General features: G+C 44.4%; 25 protein-coding genes. 7 read left to right on the top strand and 18 right to left on the bottom strand.

Features of this window, described 5'->3' with window-relative positions:
• Positions 1-393: 393 nt before the first annotated feature.
• The 4 genes from QVP94_RS06560 (at position 394) to QVP94_RS06545 (ending at position 2,716) form a co-directional block, all read left to right on the top strand.
• Positions 394-936: a lipocalin family protein gene (locus QVP94_RS06560; RefSeq protein WP_005855331.1), complete on the top strand. Its 543-nt coding sequence runs from the start codon at positions 394-396 to the stop codon at positions 934-936.
• 81 nt (positions 937-1,017) lie between these two features.
• On the top strand, positions 1,018-1,440 hold the full coding sequence (gene mscL, locus QVP94_RS06555) for a large-conductance mechanosensitive channel protein MscL (RefSeq protein ID WP_005855329.1): 423 nt from the start codon (positions 1,018-1,020) through the stop codon (positions 1,438-1,440).
• Positions 1,441-1,515: 75 nt separating this feature from the next.
• Complete coding sequence (locus tag QVP94_RS06550; RefSeq protein ID WP_005855327.1) at positions 1,516-1,737, top strand: hypothetical protein; 222 nt, start codon at positions 1,516-1,518, stop codon at positions 1,735-1,737.
• A 142-nt stretch (positions 1,738-1,879) separates the two neighbouring features.
• The gene (locus QVP94_RS06545) at positions 1,880-2,716 is read left to right on the top strand and encodes a head GIN domain-containing protein (protein WP_005855325.1); all 837 of its coding nucleotides are present in this window, start codon (positions 1,880-1,882) and stop codon (positions 2,714-2,716) included.
• Between the two features lie 19 nt (positions 2,717-2,735).
• On the opposite strand, the gene QVP94_RS06540 is transcribed toward QVP94_RS06545, so the two are convergent.
• From QVP94_RS06540 to nrfH, 8 genes are all read right to left on the bottom strand, one after another.
• A complete protein-coding gene (locus QVP94_RS06540) occupies positions 2,736-4,451 on the bottom strand; it encodes a sensor histidine kinase (RefSeq protein ID WP_005855323.1) in 1,716 nt (571 codons plus the stop codon).
• 126 nt (positions 4,452-4,577) lie between these two features.
• Positions 4,578-5,918, bottom strand: coding sequence for a sigma-54-dependent transcriptional regulator (locus tag QVP94_RS06535; RefSeq protein ID WP_005855322.1), 1,341 nt, complete (start codon positions 5,916-5,918; stop codon positions 4,578-4,580).
• A gap of 58 nt (positions 5,919-5,976) precedes the next feature.
• Positions 5,977-6,642, bottom strand: a complete 666-nt coding sequence (locus tag QVP94_RS06530; protein ID WP_005855320.1) for a Crp/Fnr family transcriptional regulator — start codon at positions 6,640-6,642, stop codon at positions 5,977-5,979.
• 59 nt (positions 6,643-6,701) lie between these two features.
• Positions 6,702-7,994, bottom strand: coding sequence for an alginate export family protein (locus QVP94_RS06525; RefSeq protein WP_005855318.1), 1,293 nt, complete (start codon positions 7,992-7,994; stop codon positions 6,702-6,704).
• 16 nt (positions 7,995-8,010) lie between these two features.
• Positions 8,011-8,805: a cytochrome c biogenesis protein CcsA gene (ccsA, locus tag QVP94_RS06520; protein ID WP_005855316.1), complete on the bottom strand. Its 795-nt coding sequence runs from the start codon at positions 8,803-8,805 to the stop codon at positions 8,011-8,013.
• A 1-nt stretch (position 8,806) separates the two neighbouring features.
• Complete coding sequence (locus QVP94_RS06515; RefSeq protein WP_005855314.1) at positions 8,807-9,997, bottom strand: cytochrome c biogenesis ResB family protein; 1,191 nt, start codon at positions 9,995-9,997, stop codon at positions 8,807-8,809.
• A 2-nt stretch (positions 9,998-9,999) separates the two neighbouring features.
• Complete coding sequence (gene nrfA, locus QVP94_RS06510; protein WP_005855312.1) at positions 10,000-11,484, bottom strand: ammonia-forming cytochrome c nitrite reductase; 1,485 nt, start codon at positions 11,482-11,484, stop codon at positions 10,000-10,002.
• A gap of 18 nt (positions 11,485-11,502) precedes the next feature.
• Entirely contained in the window at positions 11,503-12,093 is a 591-nt protein-coding gene (gene nrfH / locus QVP94_RS06505) for a cytochrome c nitrite reductase small subunit (protein WP_008781009.1), read from the bottom strand.
• 101 nt (positions 12,094-12,194) lie between these two features.
• On the opposite strand from nrfH, the gene QVP94_RS06500 reads away from it, so the two are divergent.
• Positions 12,195-13,028 carry an OmpA/MotB family protein gene (locus tag QVP94_RS06500; protein ID WP_005855306.1) on the top strand — a complete coding sequence of 278 codons (834 nt, stop codon included), beginning with the start codon at positions 12,195-12,197 and terminating at the stop codon, positions 13,026-13,028.
• Between the two features lie 55 nt (positions 13,029-13,083).
• Here QVP94_RS06500 and QVP94_RS06495 read toward each other — a convergent pair whose 3' ends face one another.
• The 5 genes from QVP94_RS06495 to QVP94_RS06475 all read right to left on the bottom strand — a co-directional run bounded on the left by QVP94_RS06495 (position 13,084) and on the right by QVP94_RS06475 (position 16,588).
• Positions 13,084-13,635 carry a hypothetical protein gene (locus QVP94_RS06495; protein WP_005855303.1) on the bottom strand — a complete coding sequence of 184 codons (552 nt, stop codon included), beginning with the start codon at positions 13,633-13,635 and terminating at the stop codon, positions 13,084-13,086.
• Between the two features lies 1 nt (position 13,636).
• Positions 13,637-14,182, bottom strand: a complete 546-nt coding sequence (locus QVP94_RS06490; protein ID WP_005855300.1) for a hypothetical protein — start codon at positions 14,180-14,182, stop codon at positions 13,637-13,639.
• A gap of 153 nt (positions 14,183-14,335) precedes the next feature.
• Positions 14,336-15,559: a sugar MFS transporter gene (locus QVP94_RS06485; protein WP_005855297.1), complete on the bottom strand. Its 1,224-nt coding sequence runs from the start codon at positions 15,557-15,559 to the stop codon at positions 14,336-14,338.
• Positions 15,560-15,567: 8 nt separating this feature from the next.
• Positions 15,568-15,918, bottom strand: coding sequence for an L-rhamnose mutarotase (locus QVP94_RS06480; protein ID WP_005855294.1), 351 nt, complete (start codon positions 15,916-15,918; stop codon positions 15,568-15,570).
• Between the two features lie 43 nt (positions 15,919-15,961).
• Entirely contained in the window at positions 15,962-16,588 is a 627-nt protein-coding gene (locus QVP94_RS06475) for an NUDIX hydrolase (RefSeq protein ID WP_005855292.1), read from the bottom strand.
• Between the two features lie 374 nt (positions 16,589-16,962).
• On the opposite strand from QVP94_RS06475, the gene QVP94_RS06470 reads away from it, so the two are divergent.
• Positions 16,963-17,391: an Hsp20/alpha crystallin family protein gene (locus QVP94_RS06470; RefSeq protein WP_005855288.1), complete on the top strand. Its 429-nt coding sequence runs from the start codon at positions 16,963-16,965 to the stop codon at positions 17,389-17,391.
• Positions 17,392-17,481: 90 nt separating this feature from the next.
• Entirely contained in the window at positions 17,482-17,961 is a 480-nt protein-coding gene (locus tag QVP94_RS06465) for a ferritin (RefSeq protein WP_182001071.1), read from the top strand.
• A gap of 82 nt (positions 17,962-18,043) precedes the next feature.
• Here the strand turns inward: QVP94_RS06465 and QVP94_RS06460 are convergent, their stop codons facing one another.
• From QVP94_RS06460 to QVP94_RS06440, 5 genes are all read right to left on the bottom strand, one after another.
• A complete protein-coding gene (locus tag QVP94_RS06460) occupies positions 18,044-18,823 on the bottom strand; it encodes an SGNH/GDSL hydrolase family protein (RefSeq protein WP_008781006.1) in 780 nt (259 codons plus the stop codon).
• Positions 18,810-19,703, bottom strand: coding sequence for a glycine betaine ABC transporter substrate-binding protein (locus QVP94_RS06455; protein ID WP_005855279.1), 894 nt, complete (start codon positions 19,701-19,703; stop codon positions 18,810-18,812). Before QVP94_RS06455 ends, QVP94_RS06460 begins: the two co-directional genes overlap by 14 nt.
• Positions 19,704-19,731: 28 nt before the next feature.
• Positions 19,732-20,565, bottom strand: a complete 834-nt coding sequence (locus QVP94_RS06450) for an ABC transporter permease (protein ID WP_005855277.1) — start codon at positions 20,563-20,565, stop codon at positions 19,732-19,734.
• Positions 20,562-21,788 carry a quaternary amine ABC transporter ATP-binding protein gene (locus QVP94_RS06445; RefSeq protein WP_005855275.1) on the bottom strand — a complete coding sequence of 409 codons (1,227 nt, stop codon included), beginning with the start codon at positions 21,786-21,788 and terminating at the stop codon, positions 20,562-20,564. Before QVP94_RS06445 ends, QVP94_RS06450 begins: the two co-directional genes overlap by 4 nt.
• Positions 21,789-21,958: 170 nt before the next feature.
• Positions 21,959-23,287, bottom strand: a 1,329-nt coding sequence (locus QVP94_RS06440; protein ID WP_288213193.1) for a PAS domain-containing sensor histidine kinase, incomplete at its 5' end; no start/stop codon positions are given.

The raw sequence follows: 23,287 nt of genomic DNA, 5'->3' as shown, positions 1-23,287 counted from the left end.
TCTATTTTAAATTCCAACTGAAAACAAACACGCAAAGTTAGACATCTTGACGATTACTAACTCTCAAACAAGCATTTACAATTAAAACATCTTCATATATTTTTTTCACTGTAAAGAGTCATTTATTTCATAGTTATGACTTTTTATTTCATAGTTATGATTTTTCCAAATCATAACTATGAAATTTTCAATACAAAAAAACATATAAAAACGTGGATCTAAATCTATCGTCCGGAAATGCCACAACTACGAATTTCTCACTTCAGACAGGATAGAAATTTCAAATTAAAAGTTAAAGCACAGATTGTCGAAAAAATAAAAATCCTAAAATATGAACGTTTTCAAACTTTTTAGAGGCTCTCTATGTTTATTATGAGATAAAAATAAAAACCTATGCGATTTAAACTAATAGGCCTCATCTGTCTTATAATGCAGTGTAATTTATCTTGCACTCAACACATTATAAACAAAGAAACCGTCCAGACTTTGGATTTACACCGCTATATGGGGAAATGGTTTGAAATAGCACGCTTTGATCATCGCTTTGAGCATAATCTCGTAGGGGCTACCGTGGAATACTCATTTCTCCCGAATGGAGATATAGAAGTTGTTAACAGCGGATATTGGGGTAATTTTTCCGGTTCCTTCAAACGAGCGAAAGGTATAGCCAAAATAACAGATCCTACGTGTCCTAGTAAATTAAAAGTGTGTTTCTTTATGCGGTTCTACGCCGAGTACAACATTATGGAAATTGACGAGGATAATTACTCATACGCTCTCGTAGGCAGTAATACCTCAGACTATTTATGGCTACTTAGTCGTACGCCTACACTCCCAGAAGAGGCTATTCTCTTTTTATTGACTAAGGCCAAAGAAAGAGGATATAACACATCAATGCTCAAATGGGTCAAACAAAAACATGAAAATCAAAAATAATTTCTTCAAATTTCGCTATAAGCATTGAAAATATTCAACTTATGGCTAATTTTGTTGTTATAATATAAAAAGCGTTGTTTTATGAAAAAAATATTACAAGAGTTTAAGCAGTTCGCCATGCGAGGTAACGTAGTGGACATGGCGGTAGGTATCATTATCGGTGGTGCCTTTGGAAAGATCGTATCTTCTATCGTAGCGGATCTGATCATGCCGGCGGTAGGTTTACTTGTAGGTGGCGTCAATTTCACGGATTTAAAAATCACCTTGAAGCACGCTGTAATGGAGGGAGACAAGGTGATCTCTCCGGCGGTCTCCATTAACTACGGAAATTTCATACAAGTGACACTGGATTTTATAATCATTGCTTTCGCCGTCTTTTTACTTGTCAAAGGCGTTAATGCTTTAAGCAAGAAGAAGGAAGAAGCCCCGAAAGCTCCGGTCGCTCCCCCTGCGGATATCCAATTACTTACCGAGATTAGGGATTTACTGAAAAATAACAAATAAACACCAACCTTATCGGTTGACTTGCTGTTTCATAATTACAAAAAATAATGTTTTAACTCATAAAAAGTAGTAGTTATGAAAAATGTATTATTCGGTTTAGCCGTAGGTGTAGTTGTTGGTTACGTACTTCGCAGGATGGAAGATCAAGGACAGTTCGAATGTCTGGAGAACGAACTCCACGGTCTTACAGATAAGGCGAAGAAAAAAGTAAAGGACGTGGTAGACACGGGTAAAAATCAAGTCGAATACGTCAAAGACAGAGTAGAACATATGGTTGAAAAACCTAAAAGTAATTAATCTACCTCCCTGTTATTAGGGTAAGAAAAAGAAGCTATCACAAAAAAAGTCAATGATAGCTTCTTTTTTTTCATTTTAGATGTAACGTTTTTTCAACTCCATTCGTCTTATAAGAAAAGAGTATAAATTAATTACACTTCATATGAGAACAAGAATGATGGCCTTATTTGCGTTGATCGCTTTTTGCGCAATGCCTATCGAGGCGAAGAAAGTAAAAGGAAATGGGGATATTATCACGAAAGAAATCTCCGTCAGAGACTATTCAGCGATAAAAGTCGGCTCAACCGCCATGGGGTATAGCGACAGTTGGTTCAGCCTATTCAGCCGTGGGGGAAATCCGTCGTACGTTTTCGGATATACGCAAGGAGAATCAGCGTCCTTACGAATCACGATCGACGAGAACTTATATCCTTATATAAACGTTCAAGTAAAAAACGAAGAACTTTCAATCTCCACAGAGAATGGTACACAATTAAGCCCTACCCGATTTAAAATAGAGGGCACTTCCAAGAAGCTGGAAAAAATCAAGATGTCCGGTTGTATGGATTTTGTCCTGAGAAGCGCTTTATCCGGAGATGATCTGGAAATTATAGCGACAAGGGGTAGCGACGTGAAAATGGAGCAGCCAATCAACGTATCCAATTGCATAATTGAGGCGACCAGCGGTAGCGATATCATCATCAACGATCTTACTACCCGAATAATACGAGGCCGTGCCAGCGGAGGTAGCGATCTCAAGCTTACGGGAAAAGCGGAGAACGGCGAATATTCCGCCTCAGGTGGCTCCGATATCAAGGCTTATGATCTTATCTTAAACCAGTTGGAATGTTCCGCCAGTGGTGGCTCCGATATTTATACACACGTAACCGATTATATCAAGGCTTCGGCAAGCGGAGGTAGTGATGTACATTACAAAGGTTCGGCAAGATCGGATACATCCACTTCCGGAGGAAGCGATATTATAAAAGAGGGTAATTAATACCCTCTTTTTCACCCTCTTATACATTGAATTTTATAACAAAAGTACTTCCTTTTCCAACTGCGCTATCAACAGAAAGAGTTCCTCCATGAGCTTCTACGAAGTCTTTACTGATAGCCAACCCTAGGCCACTCCCTTGTACCTTCGTTCCCGGCACACGGAAATAGCGATCGAATATACTTTGATGATATCGGGGATCAATACCCTTACCGAAATCTTGCACATAGATCTCCACGCTATGATCTTGCTGGCGGGCACCGATTATGATACGGCCATTCTCCGGGGTATAATGAATTGCGTTCGACAATAGATTCGTCAAGACCCATGCGATTTTCTCGCTATCCACGAAAAGCTTGGAAATCTTCTCCGGGTATTCCACCTCTATATGGCAATTGAAGCGATCAGCTTGCACTTGGTTCGCCTTTATCGCATACTCGATCAATTCGATCGGTTTGGTTATTTTCGGATTCAATTGTAGCTTGCCAGCCTCCACCTGCGTCATTTTCAATAGCTCACTGGTTATTTCCAGTAATCGATTACTACTTTCCTTGATACTTTCCGCCAGTGCTTTTTGCTCGTCGTTCATGGCTCCCACACGGGCATCCTCCAACAATTTCAGGCTCATCATGATCGCCGATATCGGAGTTTTCAATTCATGGGAGATCGTCGAGATAAAAGTGGTCTTAGCGGAATCCAACTCCTTAAACTCCGTGATGTTCTTCAATAAGATCACGTCGCCCACATACACCTCCGCCTCGCCATTCTCCAACACACGGATCGGTATATATTGCACTTGAAAATAACTTTCCTTATTATCTGCGTAAATTTTAAGCGGCTCTTTTTTCTCGCTCGGCTGGATCAGTTCCCGAACTAACCTGCGAAGCAAATCGTTCCGTAAGGATAATTCCGAGGCAGACTTTCCGATCACGTTTTCCCGCTTGAGATTCAAGATCGTCAAAGCCTCGTTATTGGCGAAAAGAATCTTACGATCCCGATCCAAGCCTATGATTGGCTCCGTGATACTATTCACGATAGCCTCTATATATTTCTTTCCTTGGATAATATCCGCCAACGTACTTTTCCGGTATTCCGTAAGCCGTTCCGCCATCCGGTTAAAGGATTTCGCGACCCCCTCGAATTCATCATATTTAGCGAGATCCAAGCGTTTCTCGTAATTATGGTTAGCGATCTCCATGATACCGTCCATCAACATACGGATAGGGGTATTTATCGAACGGGGGAAACGTATTAAAAAAGCGAAAGCGACCACCATACAAGAGAGGCCAATCCCCCAAATCCAAAATAAAGCCTTTTGAGACGTAGACTCCGCCACTTGGCTTTTCCTGTAGATAGAAGCCATATTCAAACTCATGACTTGATTTAAGGCGAGACGTACACGACGGATATTCTCCTCATTACGCTCTTTCGCCAATTGCTCGTATTGAGCGACTAGATGTGAGGTGGCCACATTCTCATCGACCTCCGTGATATTCTTTTTCTGTAGCCCTAGGTTTTTCTCGAAATCTGCTTGAGCCGAAGGATCGCTATCGATTCGTTCCAGCGCATCCAGCATCCGGCGTGAATAGAGCAAAGAATTATAATTATCGGCCAATATGTTCCTTGTGTCGGCAGACATATCGGAGATGTTCTTTACCGATAGACCTCCCAGCAAAACGATCATGGCAAACAGCAGCCCGATTCCGTATCTTAGTTTTGTTTTAATCTTCAGACTCATAGGTGATGTATTTTAAGCGATTATTATTAAGTTTACGTTCAGCAAAGATAAAATATTTAGCAATGTCCGTTTCTCCTTGCATATCTTCAAGATGCTTTCGGGTATACATAAATGCAGAATATGAGACTAAAGCCCATACTCCTCAATCTTCCGATAAAGAGTAGTGAGGCCTATACCTAGAAGGCGGGAAGTTTCGGTTTTATTGCCTTTTGTGTATTTGAGCACTTTTTGGATATGCATTTTCTCTACGCCACTCAGGTCAAAACCGCTATAAGATTCCGTACTCGCCGCAGAGGAGGTTTGCATATTCAAAGGGAGGGCATCCAAGGTTAAGGTATCTCCATCGGCAATAATTAGGCTACGCTCAATTGCATTACGCAACTCACGTACGTTACCTTTCCAAGCTCGTTTTTTCAGGGCATCTATATATTCGGGCGAAATTGTTCGGATATTCTTTCCCATCTTGGAGGAAAAAGCGGAAACAAAGGCTTTTATATGGAGAGGGATATCCTCGACCCGTTCACGAAGCGCAGGAAGATGGATCTGGAAAACGGAAAGCCGATAAAATAGATCTTCCCGGAAATGTCCTAGCTCGATCTCTTTCTCTAAGTCACGATTGGTAGCGGCAATAATGCGTACATCCACTTTCGTAGGTTTCGTATCGCCGATCTTGATAAACTCCCCGGTCTCAAGGATACGGAGCAATTTCGCTTGCAAGTCGAAAGCCATTTCCCCGATCTCATCCAAGAAGATCGTACCTCCGGAAGCTTCCTCAAACAAGCCTTTTGTCTCTTTCAAAGCACCGGTAAAAGCCCCCGCTTTATGACCGAACATCTCGCTTTCCAATAAATCCCGACTAAAAGAGGAACAATTGATAGCGACAAAAGACTTCCCTTTCCGGGAACTATGTTGATGGATGGATTGAGCAAAGACCTCTTTTCCCGTACCGGTCTCACCAGTCAACAGAACCGGAACCTCCGTAGCCGAGACTTTCTGAGCCAACGCTATCGCCGCTTGGATAGCGGGTGATTTACCGACAATCGTATCAAACGAATATTGCCTCCCGACGGACGTAGCTTCCTTCTTTTGCTGTTGATAAGCGGCAGAAGCTCTCTCCATCGCTTTGGCTACCAGAGGAATGATCTTATTATTATCATCCCCTTTCGTGATATAATCGAAGGCTCCATTCTTGATTGCCTGTACGCCATCCGGAATATTACCATGCGCGGTAAGTAGGATGATCTCGGATAGAGGGCGAAGTTTCTTTAAGTCCGACACCAAATCCACACCATTACCATCCGGCAAGAACACATCGCACAATACCACCTCTGGCGAATGTTGCTCCATCTGCCTCAGCCCCGCCTTACAAGTAGCAGCCTGTAAGACCTCGTATCCCTCCAAACCGATAATGCGTGAAAGTAAACCTAAAATCTGCTTCTCGTCGTCGATAATTAAAACTTTGCCCATACACCGGAGTTATTTATTTGGGCACAAATGTACGCTTTTTACCTTTTTCCCAAAAGCATTAAAGCATACATGTTAACGCCGTCTTATTTAAAATCGTCACCTTTCTCCTTGTAATGCTGATAAATCCCTCATCCACCAATCTCCCGATTTCCTTCGATAAAGCCGGGCGGGTAACACCAAAATACTCCGCTAACTGCTCTTGGGTATGTTCTAGTTCCACGACATTCGAATCCTTTTGCTGATGTTCGAATAAGTAATAAATAAAGCGGTTCCGGATGCCACGAAACGAAAGCACCTTCAAACGAGTCATCGTACATTTATTACAGCTTGTACTGACACAAAGGAAATTATGCAGGAATAACGGCATAGAATGCATTAAGGTAAATACAGACTCCTTGGAACCCTTAAGCAATACCACATCCTCATCGACGGTAAAAGTAGCGGGGAACTGGTTTTTCTCGGAAAAGATATGAGGCGTAGCGAACGTGCGTGGAGCCTGTATCGTCTCCACGCGCACGATGTTACCCGATACGTCCAAAACATCCACGTTCAATTTTCCCTTCAATAAGACATGAAGGGCGTTACAAGTCGTCCCTTGATGAATTATGGTTTTTCCTTTTGGATGCTCCTCTACTGTATATTCAAGTTTATCCAAAAACTCTTCCCGCATCTTAAGCGTAAAATTCTTAAAAAGCGGAATTTTAAACATATCGGTTATATCCATCGTATCTTGTTTTGAAAAAAGGTTTACTCCTGCAAATATACCCTTTTCCTTGAGAACTGTTACCATTTCGTCGTGAATATAGTCGGATTAATATTTATTGATAACCAACCCCAATCTTGCCAATGAGACGGATTTCCACCCTTCACGACCTTCATGGTATTCGTTCCCAACATCGTAGAATATCCCGCCGATAATTTCACGTCTTTCATGATTACCCAATCCACTTGGAAATCCAATTCCGAACCTAAACCTTTACTCAATTTATCATTACCTTCGTATACGTCGCCCGTGATGGAGAAATAATGATAGGCTAAAGACAGGTTTACCTTGGAAGAAGGTTTATAGGCGACATTTACCTGATTATCCCATAAGCCCGGATTCAATCCGTTGACAAAAGAGGAGGCGTAGAAATAATCCATGGCACCATAAAACTTATGATGGGTTCCGTACAGAGGATCAAACGCCTTATATTTCCCGTCGGCCCCATCCGAGCCACTCAGATAATCACTACCTACACCGATCTTCCATTGCGGATCGATTTGATAAGCGGCGTTTACCGCCCATAAAAAAGCGGAAACATCCCGTCCGCTTTTCGTCTTGCCGAATTGATAATAGAACATACCGCCTACCATCCAGTGGCTAGGCGTATAGATCAGGTTCGTTCCCAACGTTTGCAGGTATTTTGTATCCGAGTTTTGTTTCTCGGCATCACCGCCTTCCATCCCTAAGTTCATAAACAAGAAGGATGCGTTAAAACTCTTGTCGAAGAGATGCTTATACCAAAGGGTTTGCATTGTTTTATAGGGTTGCGCGCCCGGAGCGTAATACGTTCCTCCGATCGTTTTCTCATCATTCTGGTTGAACGCAAGAATTAAATGCAGTTGGTTATTCGTGTTCTCATAGCCCAGTTTCAAAGCGTCGTGATAACGACCGGCCACGTTCCAATCCAACGCACCCATGATACGCTCGTCATCGTATACCAACGACTGGCGACCTAACTTAGCGAAGAAACCCGATCCGAAATCCAGTTTCGCCCACGCCTCATTCAAGATAAAACGACCATTCTTATCGATTTGAGGATCCTGCCCCCATACGCCAACATGTTGCGCGGACAAACCGATAGACAAACGATCCCGCTCATACCCCAAAGAAAAGCGGGCACGGTTATTGATAAACCCGGTGGACTCGGCATCTTTAGGCCGGGGGAATAAGACCCCGTTCCGGTACTCGGCTCTCGGACGTATCTGCACTTTCATCGAAAACGTATTCTCTTTCGTATTTTGTGTTTCTTCCGCTTGCGCGAAAAGGGCCACAGAGAGCAAGCCCGCTACTAAAACAACTAGTTTTTTCATATACCTCTGATTTTAATTATTCCATATTATAAGTATGTACACTATATCCTCGTGCGGAGGGTAGATAATTCACGCCAATCCAACACACCTGTAGCAAAAGAAAAGAGAAAACCAAAAGCCCCAACGCCGCCGAATAACGCAAGTGATGACGAAGGCGATAATGGATATAAATCAAGTACCCCAACCAAGTGGCAGCCGCCCATGTCTCCTTCGGGTCCCAATTCCAATAATGCCCCCACGCCTCCTTGGCCCATAAAGCGCCGAACAGCATCCCAATCGTGAGGAAGGCCATACCGACATATACCAAGTTATCGCATAAACTCATCATCCCCTCGTCAATCCCCTTCTTCCTCGCACGGATCAGCAGGTAAATGGCGATAAGGGCAGCGGCGCCCAGCATGGCGTAAGAGAACATATAGACTATCACGTGCGGAGCGAACCACGGGCTTTGCAAAGCGGGCATCAAGGTCTTGTTATGTATCTCCGGCTTAAACAGATTGACACAGATAAAGACAAAGGCCAACAATGTACTAAAGGAAAGTATCCATTTATACCGCCAACGGACATAAGTGATCACGCCCGCCACCGGCAAGAAGAAAGAATACCATAAACGAGTCTCGCCCATCGTGCGCAAGGGCGGCCTCTCCAACGAGATCCACATCCCTACGATAAAAGCGGAAAATATAACCAAGCCAAACACGGTCCAAGCGACAGCCCCCTTGGAAAAAGAAGGACGATAAGCCAACCATGCCCCACCTATCCAGCAAAGTAACGCCGGAGCGGCGAAATAAATAAAGTAACTCCAATCCATACTATTCTTTTTTTACGGGAGCGGACAGGAATAATCCGATCGCCCCGGCTATCATCATTAAGATCCCTGTATAAACGATCGGCAACCATGGATCTCTTACCAACTCAAATACACTCATCCGGCTCCATTTACCTTTCGTCTCGTCGTAACTCAACTGGTAGATTTTCCATCCGGCGATAGAGAGCGGCTTATTCACCTCGATACACGCCTCCTTGGTCTGTTTATCTTTCGTATAGACCATAACGTCCGAGGCAAAGCGTCTCGGTTCCCGTTCCGGCATCACCATGCTAACCGCATCATCCAGCTGGAGCGATATATATGGGAAGATATAGCTGCCACAACTCACCCAGCCTTCCTTCTGCCGTCCGGTAAGTTCGTTACGTGCTTTTACGTATAAAGCGGTGGTCGCCCCCTCGGAGTGAAATTCCACGAAGTTTACCGTATCCTGCCCCATCACGCAAGCTGCCATCGGTAGTGAACGGGTAACCTCAACCTTCCAGCCTTGCAGGTTCCCGGCCAAGGGAGTTTCCTCTACCAATAGATTCTCGGGTTGCTTTTCGGGAAGCGCTTTTCCGGTCGTATTGTCGATCAGCATTAACTTAGGAGGATATTCATCGATCGTAAACGAACGAAGCTCGATGGCGAGCGGTAGCTCTATCATCTCATTCTTCTCGTCCGAAGCCCTCCACTCGGGATTCTCCAACGGAACCGTCATCCGTAAACGGCGTAAATCCCCGTTTCCCAAGATCGCCGCCAGCAGCGTGATAAATAAGCCGGCATGGTTCAGCATAAACGGAACATCCCGCCAGCGAAACGATACGATACGCTTCAATGTGACAAAGCCCAAGACAAACAAGAAATAGAGAAACAGCAGGACAAAAGGCCACGACATCGTAATCCGCTCGATACCCGGACCCACAAATCCCATAACCAACACAACTGACAAAAGAGCCGACAAAGAGGTAATGCTCGCCGTTAACCCGGAAAACCACTGGACAACCGTGATTTTCCGGCTAACAACAAACCCTATACATAGAACCAGCAGAAAAATCAATCCTCCGGCCACATTCACCGGATATTGGAACAACCCTGCCTGAACCGGGCCAGTGATCAGTTGCAAGCCAAATCCCGTAATCAGTAAACCGGCACAGATGGCCCAGCCTTCAGCAGATCCCCAAGGTTGTTTCCACATAATCAAATGTTCTTCGCTAAACGATTATTTTCTTGCGCCTCTTTCACCCATTGAGGAACGATCGTATTCAGGAATTTTTCCTTGGCGGTACGTTCAGCGGCCATATCCAAACCGATATATTGCTGAGCCTTTTCTTTCGTAGAGAAGTCCGGCATCGGAACATCATCCGTATAACCTAATTTCGCTAACACTTTCGCAGTAGCCAGACGAGCCTGCATCGCCTTATCCAATCCATTGCCTAATATCCTTTGAATCTCTTGCGGAGCGTGGAACGCACCACCATGAGAAGCCACGCCGAAATCCCAACGCCATTGTGCCTGACGGATCAGTTTCAATACATCTTTCATCTGATCCTCGGTAGCCCCCTTATCCCACGCGAACTTCGCCTCGATATGCGCTTTCGCCAACTCGGTCTCCAAACGGTTACGCATCTCGTTCGCCTTATTCTGACGCTCGTACACATTATTGCGTAAGGTCTCCTCGCTCTCACGGTGGCAAACCTGACACGTACGGTCGATCATAGCCAACGGGCTTTGGATATGGTGGTCACTATATTTCACGCCCCCCTCGCTCTTATACGGCATATGGCAATCGGCGCAAGATACACCCCGCTGCGCATGGATACCCATTTGGGAGATCTCATAATCCGGATGCTGTGCCTTTAAAATAGGAGCACGGCTTAGCTTATGCGTATAATCGGAGAAACCGGCCTCATCATAATAAGCCTCCATATCCTCAACCGTAGAACCTTTATCCCAAGGGAAAGTCAAGTATTTGCCATCGCCCTTGAAATAATATTCCACGTGGCATTGCGCGCAAACCAAGGAACGCATCTCTTGCTGGGTCGCTTTCGTGATGTCCTTGCCTTGACGCTGGAAAGCCTCGATCAAAGCCGGGCGACTGATATGCAGGTTCATATTCTCCGGCTCATGGCAATCGGCGCAACCGATCGGATTCATAATCTCTTTACCCAGAGAAGCCCATTTGCCCTTATAGAAATTATCCACGCCCATCGCTTGCATCATGCGGGGAACATCCGGGCTTTTGCAAGTCCAGCAAGTAGCCGGTTGCGGCCCCTCGTTCTCTGTCATCGGAGCGCCCACACGCAACGTGTTACGCATATCCTCGATCGCATGCATATGCCCTCTCGGGGTAGAATAATCCTTAGAGAAAGCGTAACCGGCCCAAAGGATCACCATTTCCGGACGAGCCTCCAGCACATCGACCGCCTGATTCCCGTTGTATAAACTCTTGAAACTCGTATCCGCCGTAGCCTCCCAAGTCTGGTACTCACGTGGATAATTCGGTTCGAACTTATCATTGCGAGCCTCGATTCCTGTGATCTCCGTCTTCCTATTATTCATTACGCTAGTGACCTCCGCATGTCTCTCGTTCACGGAAGCAGCGATCATACCCAAAACAAAAACAACGACCATGGTTCCTCCAAACAGCAACCAACCTTGCCATGATTTTAATTTCTTTTCCATAACTATACTGATTTATTATTATTTACTTAGCATATCTTTCAACCAGTCCGGCGATACGGACTTCGGATAAGGCACCAACGCGTTCGGTGTGGAAGACAGGCTGTTCGTACCCCCGTGCGGCACCTCGCGATGGCAATCCCAGCAGGCTTTCCCTTCTCCCGCCATAGCCATCTCATGATCGATCCTTCCGGTATTCACGAATTCCGTATTCAACTGCGTATGGCAACGGATACAGTTATTCATGATTACCTCCGCGCTCTCGTCGATCGCCTGTATCACTTGCGGTTCCCCTCGCATCATGAATACCGAGGCGTGGCGCATTCCGTCCATACCCTTGAAGAACCACTTCTTCACGGCGTTCTCGTGCGGCACATGGCAATCGTTGCAAGTGGCGTTACGGCTGTGCGAGCTATGATTCCATGTAGCGTAATAAGGGCCCATGATGTGGCAATTCACGCAAGTAGCCGGGTCATCGGACAAATAGGTCCACGCCCGGGAAGCATATAAGGTATAAGACCCCAGCCCGCAAAGGACACCTCCGGCTATGATAGCGGCTAGTTTCCAAGTTCTTGTCGGGAACAGCGTTTGTATTATTTCTCTTATTTTCATACCGCTGATTCTTTAATATTGGTTTATGAGACACAAATATCCTAAACTTGCGTGTGGGAAATTGTAATAAATATTACATTGCACGAAATTTTATGCGTAAAATGAAAAGATTGTTATTTATCTCGGTCTCCGCACTCCTTTTATGCTCTTCGTGCGTGAGTAAAAAGAAATACCTCCTTGCCGAGAACGGCCGCTTGGAGGCGATCGGACGTGGCGACGTCTTGAAGGAGGAATTGATTAAATGTAAGGACGATAACGACGCACTCAACAACCGGATCGCCGCCTTGATAAGGGATACGACCACAATGGGGCGTGATATCCGTAATTACCAGACCATGTTGAATACCAATATGGGTGAGCAGGACAAGCTGAATGCCTTGTTACAGCAAAAGATGAGTGAGCTGGACGAGCGTGAGCGTACCATCAACGAGCTACAGGATATGATGAACGCGCAGAACGCGAAGGTACAGAATCTGTTGAGTAGCGTGAAAGACGCTTTGCTGGGTTTCAACAGCGACGAGCTGACCGTAACCGAGAAAAATGGTAAAGTATATGTAGCCATGTCGGATAAGCTTCTGTTCCAATCGGGTAGCGCAAAGGTCGATAAACGAGGCAAGGAAGCGTTGGCTAAGTTGGCCGAGGTGTTGAATAAGCAAAACGATATAGACGTTTATATAGAGGGCCATACGGACAGCAAGCCGATCAATACCGCCCAATTCAAGGATAATTGGGATCTAAGCGTGATCCGTGCGACTTCCGTAGTGCGTATCCTTACCAAGGACTATGGGGTGAATCCGCTACAGATACAACCTTGTGGTCGTGGGGAGTTTATGCCGGTCGCTGATAACGAGACCGCTGATGGGCGTAGCAAGAACCGCCGTACGGAGATCATCATGGCTCCGAAGTTGGATAAGTTGATGCAGATGTTGCAGTGATAATGATATGGTCAAGCTCCGGGTATTATCTACTGCCGGAGCTTGGCTAAAACGTTCACTCTTCCAAATGATAGACAACACACCGATACCTCAATTCCGATGGTTTACAAGGAATCCATACATCCATATCCTCTCCATTCGCGGAACGAATGATATGGAGGAGAGCCGTATCATACCTATCCGTCCTTTCCCCGACAGAGACCGATCCCCCTTGAGCGCACGACCGGATATGGAACTGAACATCCGCAAGATCATATACCTCAGATCTAAGATAAGGATAAAAACCTATTATTGAACTCAATGTATCCTCCCAAACCCAAATACTATTTCCATCATCCTGATACGTATATTCCGTCCTTACCACATAGGACTTATAGGTGTAAGAACCCGTATAACCAAACTCATCCCCTACGTTATAAGGCAAACGCCCTTCACTAGTAGCCAGCTCATGCGCAAGAGTGAACCCTACAATATCCAAGGTATCACCACTTACGATCTCTATCGTCGGTTCAGAATGCAAATCATCCTTACCAAGATCTTCCACCCGTGAGCAAGCCACATTAAGGCCCATCATAAAAGCTAAACATACAACGATTAAATGTCTCATATCATTCTATATTTTTTAATTGATCAAAGTTTACACGAAGATAACGCCATCGCAACTCCTCCGGCCGTACAGGAAGCCAGCGATCGATCTTCTCTCCATCTGAGTTCTTCTCTACATATATTAAATAGGTACATGCTATCACTTGCCTCTTATCATCTCGCATATGCTGTGAACTGATAACGAAGCCTTGCGAACTAAAATCCTTCAAAAAACCCGCTTTCTCTTCCGCATACGAGTTCTGCCCTATATCATAAATACTATCCTCTAAAGAAACCACCCTTGCCTCATACGAGAAATAGAGATAAGAGGCATTCATATCAAACTCTTGCGCAACATCCCCGGGCAATGTTCCCCATTTCGCATCATACGCCTCACAAGCCGTGAAGCCCTTCACCAATATGGAGTCCATCCCTAAGTCACCCCCCAGATGAATCGTATCCGGCCTTGAATATAAAGTCATCTGATTAGCGATTTTAACCTCATCATCCCCACAAGCAGCCAGAAATAGAGCTATAAATAGCCCACACAAAAACAAACCTTTATTCATATCCACTCTCTTTTATTTTATTTAAAATGAAAACGATATAGATAAGCAGATATTGCTTGAGCGTAACATTTATCCCATGAAACCCAAGCCTTCATACACAAGCCATGCTGGTTTATTATCCGGATTCCATAAGTAAAAAACAGCATTCCAAATTTACCGCTTGCATTTGATAGCGAAATACAAGATATACAAGAAAGCGATCAACGGGACGATGAAGCCCAGCGCCATATTCTCCTCGCCGATATATCCCATCAGCATCGGACTGAAAGCGCCGCCGGCAACTCCCATCACGATATAAGAAGAGGCTTTCTTGGTATAAACGCCCATACCTTCCAGCCCCAACGCGAAAATCGTAGGGAACATGATGGACATGAAGAAAAAGGATAAATAAAGAGCGTATAGTGAAAGCGTACCTACGGAAGCCACCACCAAAGCCATACAAACGGCACTCAACAAAGAATACCAAGTCAGCAAGCGGCCCGGAGCCAACCACTTCATCGTAAAACTACCGCTCAAACGCCCGATCATAAACAAGGCCATTCCACCGAATGCCAAAATACGAGACGCTCGCAAATTACTGATACCCGGGTCCATCTCCGTCACGTAATTAATAAAGAACCCGAAGATTCCCGTCTGCGCGGCGCAATAACAGAATTGGGCGACCACGGAACGCACAAACTGCCTACGTTTCCATAGGGAGGCAGCGGGTTTCTCCTCGACAATAGCGGTCACCTCCTCCTCTTCTTCCAGCTTAATCTCCGGCAACTTCGTGAAAAAGAAAAGCAACGCTACGAACAAGACGATACCACCTACCAAGATATAAGGTTTAGTCAACGCCATCGAATCTCCCTCCGGTGCCCCGAATATCAACAAACCACCTACCAATGGCCCCAATATCCAACCTAATCCATTAAAAGACTGGGATAAGTTCAGCCGTTGGGCGGCGGAAGCAGGCGGCCCCAATATCGTAGAATAAGGATTCGCCGCCGTCTCCAAGATACAAAGCCCGCAAGCGATCACAAACAAGGCGATCAAGAAAGGTGTAGCCGAATGCAAAAAAGCCGCCGGGATAAACCCGAAAGCTCCGATAGCGAACAATAGCAAACCCATGATAATCCCTTTCCTATATCCGTAACGTTTCATGAACGCTCCCGCCGGCAACGCCATCAAGAAATAAGCGATATACGTAGAGAATTGCACCAAGCCGCTCTCTGCCTTGGTCATCGTGAAGACTCCTTGGAAATGCTTGTTCAGCACATCCAAGAGTCCGTGGGCGAATCCCCAAAGCAAGAACAAACTCGTGATCAAGATAAACGGGACCAAATAAGATTTCCCTCCCGGGGCGGCCACCAGCGATTGTTTCTTTTGTTTTTCCATCCTTCCGTCTATTTACTCGCGCCCGGCAATTTAAACATACATTCCATTAACTGCCATTTCTCCGACGAGGAGCTTCCCGGAGCGGCTTTCTGATACCTCGCCACGAAGTCCTCCCATTCCGCTTGCTTATCCATCGTCGCCAAACGGGCGAACGCCGCATCCCAATCAAAATCATCGGGCGTCTCCACGATCATGAACAACCGGGTTCCCAAACGGTAAATCTCCATATTCAAGATCCCTACCGCACGGATTCCTTCCGGTATCTCCGGCCAGATATGTTCCGGCGAATGCCAATAGCAATACTCTTTTATCAACTGCTCATCCTCTTTCAGATCCAAGGTCTGACAATATCTTTTCATAACATTGTTTTTAAAATGAAGTCGCGAAGGTACAAAAGTATCCTTAATCCAGATAAACATCTTCGCCCGGATGCTTATAATAGGCATACATCCGTTGGATCTGCTCCGGCAGCACACGCTCCAAGGACAACGGGGGCAACTCCTCCAATCGAAAGAAACCTTTCCCCAAGATATCGAAAGTCTCGGTAAACGATCCGCCCTTTAACTCGCAAAGGATAAAAAACTTATATACATAATAAGGTATAGCGGGATGCGGATGCTTGCTCATATCCATCACGGCCAGCAAGCGGACCGGAAGCACATCCAAGCCCGTCTCCTCTTTCACCTCTTTCGCCGCTACCTCTTTCGGGGAATACCCCACATCGCTCCATCCGCCGGGCAACGACCAACATCCGTCCATTTTCTCACGGACCAGCAAAATCTCGTCTTTCTCGTTAAAGACAACCGCACGGATATCGACTTTCGGGGTTACATACTCTTGGGCCGGGCGGTAACCACTCGCTACATCATCGGGCTTCAATCCGGTAGCCAGAGCCGTTATTTCATCACTTAGGCGGCTCAACTCTTCATAACGTTCCGTATCGTACTCGCTTAATGAATAAACCAACCCCGTCTGGGACAAGGCCCGGATACGTTGGGCCAATAAAATCAATTCCTTACTTCTAGACATAATAGCTTTACTGTTTTAGATAACATGATCCCATATGATTCATGAATAGAACGTCTAAAGATAAAAGTTATTATCCAACCCGTCATTCTATCGTGCCAAAATAACGTATATTATGCCAATATTACAGATTCCCGTTTCATTGTATCTTATTCCAGTTTCTAAAAGATATTATTCCCTGCACCCGCATCCCCCGAAACATAAGTTCCCCATGCGTGGATTAAACCTTATTCAATCTCTTTCATCCGAGTTAACACACACATTATCAGATTGGCATACCATTTGAAGTATCTATAGCGAATTCGAGATTAAAAAGGACGAGTTCAGAAATAAGAATAGTAAATAGAATATTTAACTAATAATTGGAGGACTGTATTATGACACCGATGAGAAGAAGTCAAAATTGGTTACCGTATGTATTCAATGATTTATTTGACAACGACTGGATGATAAAAGCAAACTCTACAGCTCCAGCCATCAACGTGATAGAATCCGATAAGGATTATCGAGTTGAGGTAGCCGCTCCCGGTATGACGAAGAACGATTTCAACATCAAGATCGATGAGAACAACAACTTGGTCGTATCTATGGAGAAAAAAGAAGAAAAGAATGAGGATAAGAAAGACGGACGCTATCTGAGACGCGAATTCTCTTATAGCAAGTTCCAACAAACCATGGTTTTGCCTGACAATGTAGAGAAAGACAAGATTGAGGCGAAGGTTGAGAACGGCGTCTTGAGTATCAGCATACCGAAAAGAACTGAGGAAGAGGCTAAAATGGCCGAGAAAGTAATCGAGATCAAATAACCTCGATACACTTTCCTTCGTAAAAACTCAACAAAACCGATAATGGCTTGTTCTATTTATAAACAACATAAAATAGAATAAGCCATTATGATTTTAAGCAGAAAATTATCAGATGCTCTAAACGAGCAAATCAACATGGAGATGTGGTCATCCAACCTATATTTATCCATGTCGGTACATTTCACTCAGATAGGGCTGGATGGTTTCGCGCATTGGACGCTAAAACAATCGCAAGAGGAACTTGAACATGCCTATAAAATGATCGATTACTCAATCAAGCGTGGCGGACAAGTGACGATCGGAGTAGTTAATTCCGTTCCTACGGCATGGGGAGAGCCGTTGGAGATTTTCCAGCATATCTACGAGCATGAGGTGCATGTATCCGGATTGATCGACAAGATTGTCGATATCGCTTCCGAAGAGAAAGACAAGGCGACACAAGATTTCCTATGGGGTTTCGTCCGGGAACAGGTAGAGGAAGAGGCTACAGCGAAAAATATTGTCGAGAAACTTAAATTATACGGAGAACATCATGCCGTATTAATGGATCATCAATTAGGAAAAAGATAAACGAATACTTGCTTGTCATACCTATAAATGGACCTAAAAAGCCATGTCGTCTTCTTGGGATGGCATGGCTTTTTTATAGAGGTCAAAGCCCTAAAGCCTGACGAATCGCCTCACTCCACAATTCGCCTAACCGGACCGCTCCTTTCTCATTCGGATGAAGATAGAACACTCCGGCGTTGCCCTTCTCCGCTTGGAAATCCGTTAAATGGTTTTCCTTAAAATAATCAAATCCTTTCGTATCTCCCAGAAAGACTTGTCCGGGAAAATGAGACGCATAATAATCGACTAATCGTTGTATTTGCGGATAATAATCTTGGAGCCTTCGCAAGCCTTCTTCCAAATATTTAGCTCCATTATACGTATTCGGGCTATACCATAGAGGACGATGTACCACAATACGGCAATTCGGGTATAAAGCTAATAAGCGATTGATAATTGTCTTCATGTTCTCATAATACCGCTCGGGCGTTACCGGGCAGCCGTTCGTGCCTTCTATCGCGCTATCGTTCGTCCCCAGCATAATAGAGAACACCAAATCCGCCCAAGTCTCATCCTTAAATTTATCGGCAGCACGTACGGCCCACGGGAAGAGCGTATTCGTATCCGGCAAATAATCAACGGTAGTACAGCCGCTCTGTCCTCTATTGGAATACTTGACCGAAGCCACTTCCGGGCACTTGCTTAAAAACAACGCAGCCTTTACAGGAGGCGCATCATGGACAGGCTTCGGTAACCCGGCGCCAAACGTGATACTATTCCCGATAAATACGATATTCACATAACGTTTATTGTTTGCGGCTGAAGCAGACCAACACATAACGATACTTATTAAAATACATATGACTCCCTTAATTTGTCTCATGGCTCCCATTCAATTGATTCTCCTGCGAAGGTAAGAATAATTTGATTATCTCGGGATGTTTTTCAAGCCAAGCACGGGCTGATCGCGATTCCGTACGTGTCCCGTCTTCCATATAATACATCAATTCGCTCAGTTGTTCATCGGTTAACTTAAAGTTCTTGAAAAAAGAGGCTGCATATGGATCTTTCTCAGAGAATCCTTTCGTAGCGATAACCTCGATATGCTCCGAGTCTCCAAATTCCTCTTTCGGGTCTTCCAAGAATTTTAACGGATAACGTGAGAACATCCAATGAGGGGTCCATCCGGTAACCACGATCCATTCGTTCGCATCAATCGATTTCTTCAAGAAAGCAACCATCGTAGCCCCACTGGAAGATTTCAAATCAAAATCCAAAGAATAATCTTGAACCGCCTTATCCGCCGAGTTCATCAAACCGGCGCCGGCATCGATCCCTATAATCTCACCTTTAAATTGATCTTTATGGGCATTCAAATCCTCGATGGAACGAATGGTAACGTACTCCGGAACTACCAAGCCCAATTTCGCATGCTCATAAACCGTTCCGAGTGTCTCAAGCCGGTCCCCGTATTGTTCCATATAATCCGCATGGGTCACCGGTAACCATGCATCCATGAACACATCCGCTTTTCCCGAAGCGACAGAAGTAAAGATCGGGGCGATATCCGCATTTTTTAATGTTACCCGATATCCTTGATCCTCTAATATCACTTTGGCTAAGTTGGTCATAGCGATGCCCTCCGCCCAATTAGCGTACGCTATCGATATTTTCTTTCGATCCTTGCTATCCACACAACTGAAAATAAATTGCAAGGTCACCAAAAGCATACAGCATCCAATAATAATCGTAAATCGTCTCATATATCTATTTCTTTCTTTTCTATGTTTCTTATTTCTTTTGTTTATTCACTTTACCTTTCGCCCAGCCCTGCGTAATACGATCCAAGATAATAGCCAAGATAACGACCGCTATACCTCCTTCGAAACCTAAACCTATTTTCATTTGGGTAATTCCTCGCAAGACAATCTCACCCAATCCTCCTGCCGAGATCATGGCCGCTATCACTACCATAGAAAGTGAAAGCATGATCGTTTGATTCACTCCCGTCATGATCGTTGGCAAAGCCAATGGCAATTGCACCTTATAAAGCAACTGAAAGGAAGTAGCGCCAAATGAGCGGGTAGCCTCCACAATATCGGCCGGGACTTGACGGATTCCCAGATCGGTCAACCGCACAACCGGGGGCATGGCGAAAATCACCGTTGCGAAAGCGCCGGGTACCGGACCTAAACCAAAAAACAAAACGGCTGGTATCAAGTAGACGAAAGCCGGCATCGTTTGCATCAAATCCAAGACCGGATGGATGATCTTATCCGCCCGATCACTGCGTGCGGTCCAAATTCCTAACGGAACTCCGATCATCAAGGCGATAATGGTAGAAGACAGTACCAAGGCCAAAGTCTGCATCGTTTCCACCCAGAAACCCATTCCGTAAATTAACAATAGACCCAATGCCGTGAACACGCCGACTCCTTTTCCTGCCTTGAACCAAGCCAACAATGCCAAGCCCAAAATCATCACATAAAACGGAATCCAAGTCAGCCCATCTTGAAAAGCATCGATAAATCCTCCGACCCCATCATTTATCACATCAAAAAAACGAGCGAAATGCTCAGTCAGCCAATTAATGGCAATCTCTATATATTTTCCTATATTTATCATAATTCTATCGCGTTTTGAACAATTTGATCTATTTCCTCTTTATCCTTCCCCGTCATCTCGATTATAATCGATGAAGTAGAAACCAAGCCAGCCAATTGATTGGCCTCATTAACGACCGGTAAGGCCTGCCGGATCTCCGGTAACAAAGGAAGCATATCCTCAACCGTCGTGTTTTCCAGAACCGAAGGAACCTCTTTCATCACAATCGATGAAAGATCATGATTCCCCGCTTTCCGAAGAGCCAAGACATCTTTCAAACGAACCTCGCCCAGAAATTGCCTATTTCCATCCACGACCGGCAATACATATAAGTTTTTCTCTTTCATTTTCCTCAACACGGTCTCCGGGCCATCTTTACGGATACGAGCGACAACCGGCTGGGTTATCATTATCGATGAGGCTGTAACGATACGTCCACGATCTACATTTTCCGTAAATCTAGAGACATAATGATTGGCCGGATCTGTCAAGATCTCCTCAGGGGTACCTACTTGCACGACCTCCCCGTCTTTCATAATGGCGATACGATCCCCCAACTTAATCGCCTCGTCAAGATCATGCGTAATAAAGATGATCGTTTTTTGCATCTTCTCTTGTAGTTTCAATAGCTCATCCTGCATCTGTACACGGATCAATGGGTCTAAGGCAGAAAAAGCCTCATCCATTAAGAGCACCTCGGGATCATTCGCGATCGCACGGGCCAATCCGACACGTTGCTGCATACCTCCAGACAACTCGCTAACCTTCTGGTTCTCGTATCCTTTTAACCCTACTAGGGCTACACTTTCCACAGCTTTCTGGTCTCTTTCTTTTTTAGGAACCCCTTGTAACTCCAAGCCAAAAGCGATATTACTCAATACCGTGCGATGGGGCAGCAATCCAAAATGCTGGAAAACCATAGCCATTTCCTTACGCCGTATATCCAATAATTCTTTATCCGAGGAAGTCGTTATGTTTTTTCCGTTGATAAAGACTTCTCCCAAAGAGGGCTCGTTCAATCGGTTAATACAACGTAACAGCGTAGATTTTCCACTTCCGGAAAGTCCCATTATCACAAATAACTCCCCTTCCTCAATTTTTAGGTTCGCATTACGTACAGCTACCGTGCAACCCGTTTCTTTCAAAATGTCTTGTTTACTTTTTCCCGCTACTAGCATTCTTTTCGCACGCATTTTCTCCGGGCCGAAAAGAATAGATAAATTCTTTATTTCTATTTTCGTCATATAAAATCTTTGATTACAGGTATGATACAAAAAGATTAGGCCATAAGTCCAGAATTTCTTATGGCAAAACATAAACCAAAAGCATATATAAGTTAATGCTTATTATGGAAATTGACTACAACCTAAATCATCTCTTATATAGACAACCGAATTTCAAAGAGTATTGTTCACTAGTTTTTCCAACTATTGGGTCTTTTCATAGGTAAAGTGAAAATAAATGTAGAACCAAATCCTTCTTCGGACATCACTGAAATATTACCGCCCATTTTTAATACCAGACCTTTACAAATTGCTAATCCCAATCCGATTCCTTGCTCAAAATCGCTTAATTGCACGAACCGAGCAAAGATATTATCCAATTCATCTTTGGGAATGCCACAGCCTGTATCCGAAACATAAAACTTAATCATTTTCTCCTCAGCCTCAAGCGTATACCCAAACCAGATACTACCTTTCTTGGTATGCTTAACCGCATTCGTCAATAAATTCATGCAGATTTGCCATAATCGATTTCGATCTATATTAAATATGATATCGGGACATGCATCCAAGGTTATTTCCACCCCTTCCGGCTTACGTAATTGTATGGAGTTATATAGATCTTTCATAAAGGAAGGTAAATAAACATCCATATAAGTAAATGTCATCATATCAGACTCGATTCTGGAAATATCCAAAACATCATTGACTATACTTAAAAGTAAATCATTGTTCATCTTGATCAAGCTAATATAATTTTGACGCAATTCCAAATCCTCCTCCACTCCTAACAAATCAGAGAAACCGACAATAGCGTTCAATGGTGTACGGATCTCATGGGTCATATTCGCTAAGAAAGTCGACTTAAGCATATCCGCCTCCTCCGCTTTTTCCTTGGCTGAGATCAAGTCTTCCTCAAACTCCAATCGTTCTTGATCATCGATCATACAGCCAACAATCAAATTCGGGAAACCATTTTCATCCTTCTCATGCGTCTTACCGATCACCTCATAGATCCGATAGGTATTATCATCGTTCTTTAGACGAAAATCTATTTTATATTCATCCAATTTATTCGCACGGATCGTATTGAATAGATAGAAAAAGTCGCCAGAATCGTCCGGGTGACGAAGTTGCGGCAAAGCCTGACAGATGAACTGATTACGTTTCAATAAACTATTGGTCGTGCCATAAAACTGGAAACAACGGTTACAATGTACTTTATCGCAAGACTTAAATCGGCTGAAATTAAAAGAATAAGTCGTAATCTTGCTATTCTGCAAAGCAAGCTCCATCATCATCCGACTTTCGGACAACTTACTGCTTAACGCCTCATTCGCTTTCTCCTGCTCAACGAGCTCCGACACATTCCGTATATAAATAATCACATACCGGTCATGTACAGGTACCAACCGTAGTTTAAAATAAACGACCGGAGCGTTATGTCCCGGAATCGATAAATCTAAATTCATGATCTCCGACTTATTCAAGCAACTTTGCACGATCGTGGCCACACGACG

It is taken from the genome of Parabacteroides sp. CAG:2, from assembly GCF_000436315.1.
In the GTDB taxonomy this organism is placed as follows: domain Bacteria; phylum Bacteroidota; class Bacteroidia; order Bacteroidales; family Tannerellaceae; genus Parabacteroides; species Parabacteroides distasonis.
This window is presented reverse-complemented; position numbering and strand designations above follow the sequence as displayed.

Coding starts and splice junctions, on each gene's coding strand:
- QVP94_RS06540 (WP_005855323.1), bottom strand. CDS start 4,451: ATGAGTCTGAAGATTAAAACAAAACTAAGATACGGAATCGGGCTGCTG.
- QVP94_RS06535 (WP_005855322.1), bottom strand. CDS start 5,918: ATGGGCAAAGTTTTAATTATCGACGACGAGAAGCAGATTTTAGGTTTA.
- mscL (WP_005855329.1), top strand. CDS start 1,018: ATGAAAAAAATATTACAAGAGTTTAAGCAGTTCGCCATGCGAGGTAAC.
- QVP94_RS06545 (WP_005855325.1), top strand. CDS start 1,880: ATGAGAACAAGAATGATGGCCTTATTTGCGTTGATCGCTTTTTGCGCA.
- QVP94_RS06445 (WP_005855275.1), bottom strand. CDS start 21,788: ATGACGAAAATAGAAATAAAGAATTTATCTATTCTTTTCGGCCCGGAG.
- QVP94_RS06560 (WP_005855331.1), top strand. CDS start 394: ATGCGATTTAAACTAATAGGCCTCATCTGTCTTATAATGCAGTGTAAT.
- QVP94_RS06550 (WP_005855327.1), top strand. CDS start 1,516: ATGAAAAATGTATTATTCGGTTTAGCCGTAGGTGTAGTTGTTGGTTAC.
- QVP94_RS06515 (WP_005855314.1), bottom strand. CDS start 9,997: ATGTGGAAACAACCTTGGGGATCTGCTGAAGGCTGGGCCATCTGTGCC.
- QVP94_RS06525 (WP_005855318.1), bottom strand. CDS start 7,994: ATGAAAAAACTAGTTGTTTTAGTAGCGGGCTTGCTCTCTGTGGCCCTT.
- QVP94_RS06450 (WP_005855277.1), bottom strand. CDS start 20,565: ATGATAAATATAGGAAAATATATAGAGATTGCCATTAATTGGCTGACT.
- QVP94_RS06460 (WP_008781006.1), bottom strand. CDS start 18,823: ATGAGACAAATTAAGGGAGTCATATGTATTTTAATAAGTATCGTTATG.
- QVP94_RS06455 (WP_005855279.1), bottom strand. CDS start 19,703: ATGAGACGATTTACGATTATTATTGGATGCTGTATGCTTTTGGTGACC.
- QVP94_RS06470 (WP_005855288.1), top strand. CDS start 16,963: ATGACACCGATGAGAAGAAGTCAAAATTGGTTACCGTATGTATTCAAT.
- ccsA (WP_005855316.1), bottom strand. CDS start 8,805: ATGGATTGGAGTTACTTTATTTATTTCGCCGCTCCGGCGTTACTTTGC.
- QVP94_RS06475 (WP_005855292.1), bottom strand. CDS start 16,588: ATGTCTAGAAGTAAGGAATTGATTTTATTGGCCCAACGTATCCGGGCC.
- QVP94_RS06530 (WP_005855320.1), bottom strand. CDS start 6,642: ATGGATATAACCGATATGTTTAAAATTCCGCTTTTTAAGAATTTTACG.
- QVP94_RS06500 (WP_005855306.1), top strand. CDS start 12,195: ATGAAAAGATTGTTATTTATCTCGGTCTCCGCACTCCTTTTATGCTCT.
- nrfA (WP_005855312.1), bottom strand. CDS start 11,484: ATGGAAAAGAAATTAAAATCATGGCAAGGTTGGTTGCTGTTTGGAGGA.
- QVP94_RS06495 (WP_005855303.1), bottom strand. CDS start 13,635: ATGAGACATTTAATCGTTGTATGTTTAGCTTTTATGATGGGCCTTAAT.
- QVP94_RS06490 (WP_005855300.1), bottom strand. CDS start 14,182: ATGAATAAAGGTTTGTTTTTGTGTGGGCTATTTATAGCTCTATTTCTG.
- nrfH (WP_008781009.1), bottom strand. CDS start 12,093: ATGAAAATAAGAGAAATAATACAAACGCTGTTCCCGACAAGAACTTGG.
- QVP94_RS06485 (WP_005855297.1), bottom strand. CDS start 15,559: ATGGAAAAACAAAAGAAACAATCGCTGGTGGCCGCCCCGGGAGGGAAA.
- QVP94_RS06480 (WP_005855294.1), bottom strand. CDS start 15,918: ATGAAAAGATATTGTCAGACCTTGGATCTGAAAGAGGATGAGCAGTTG.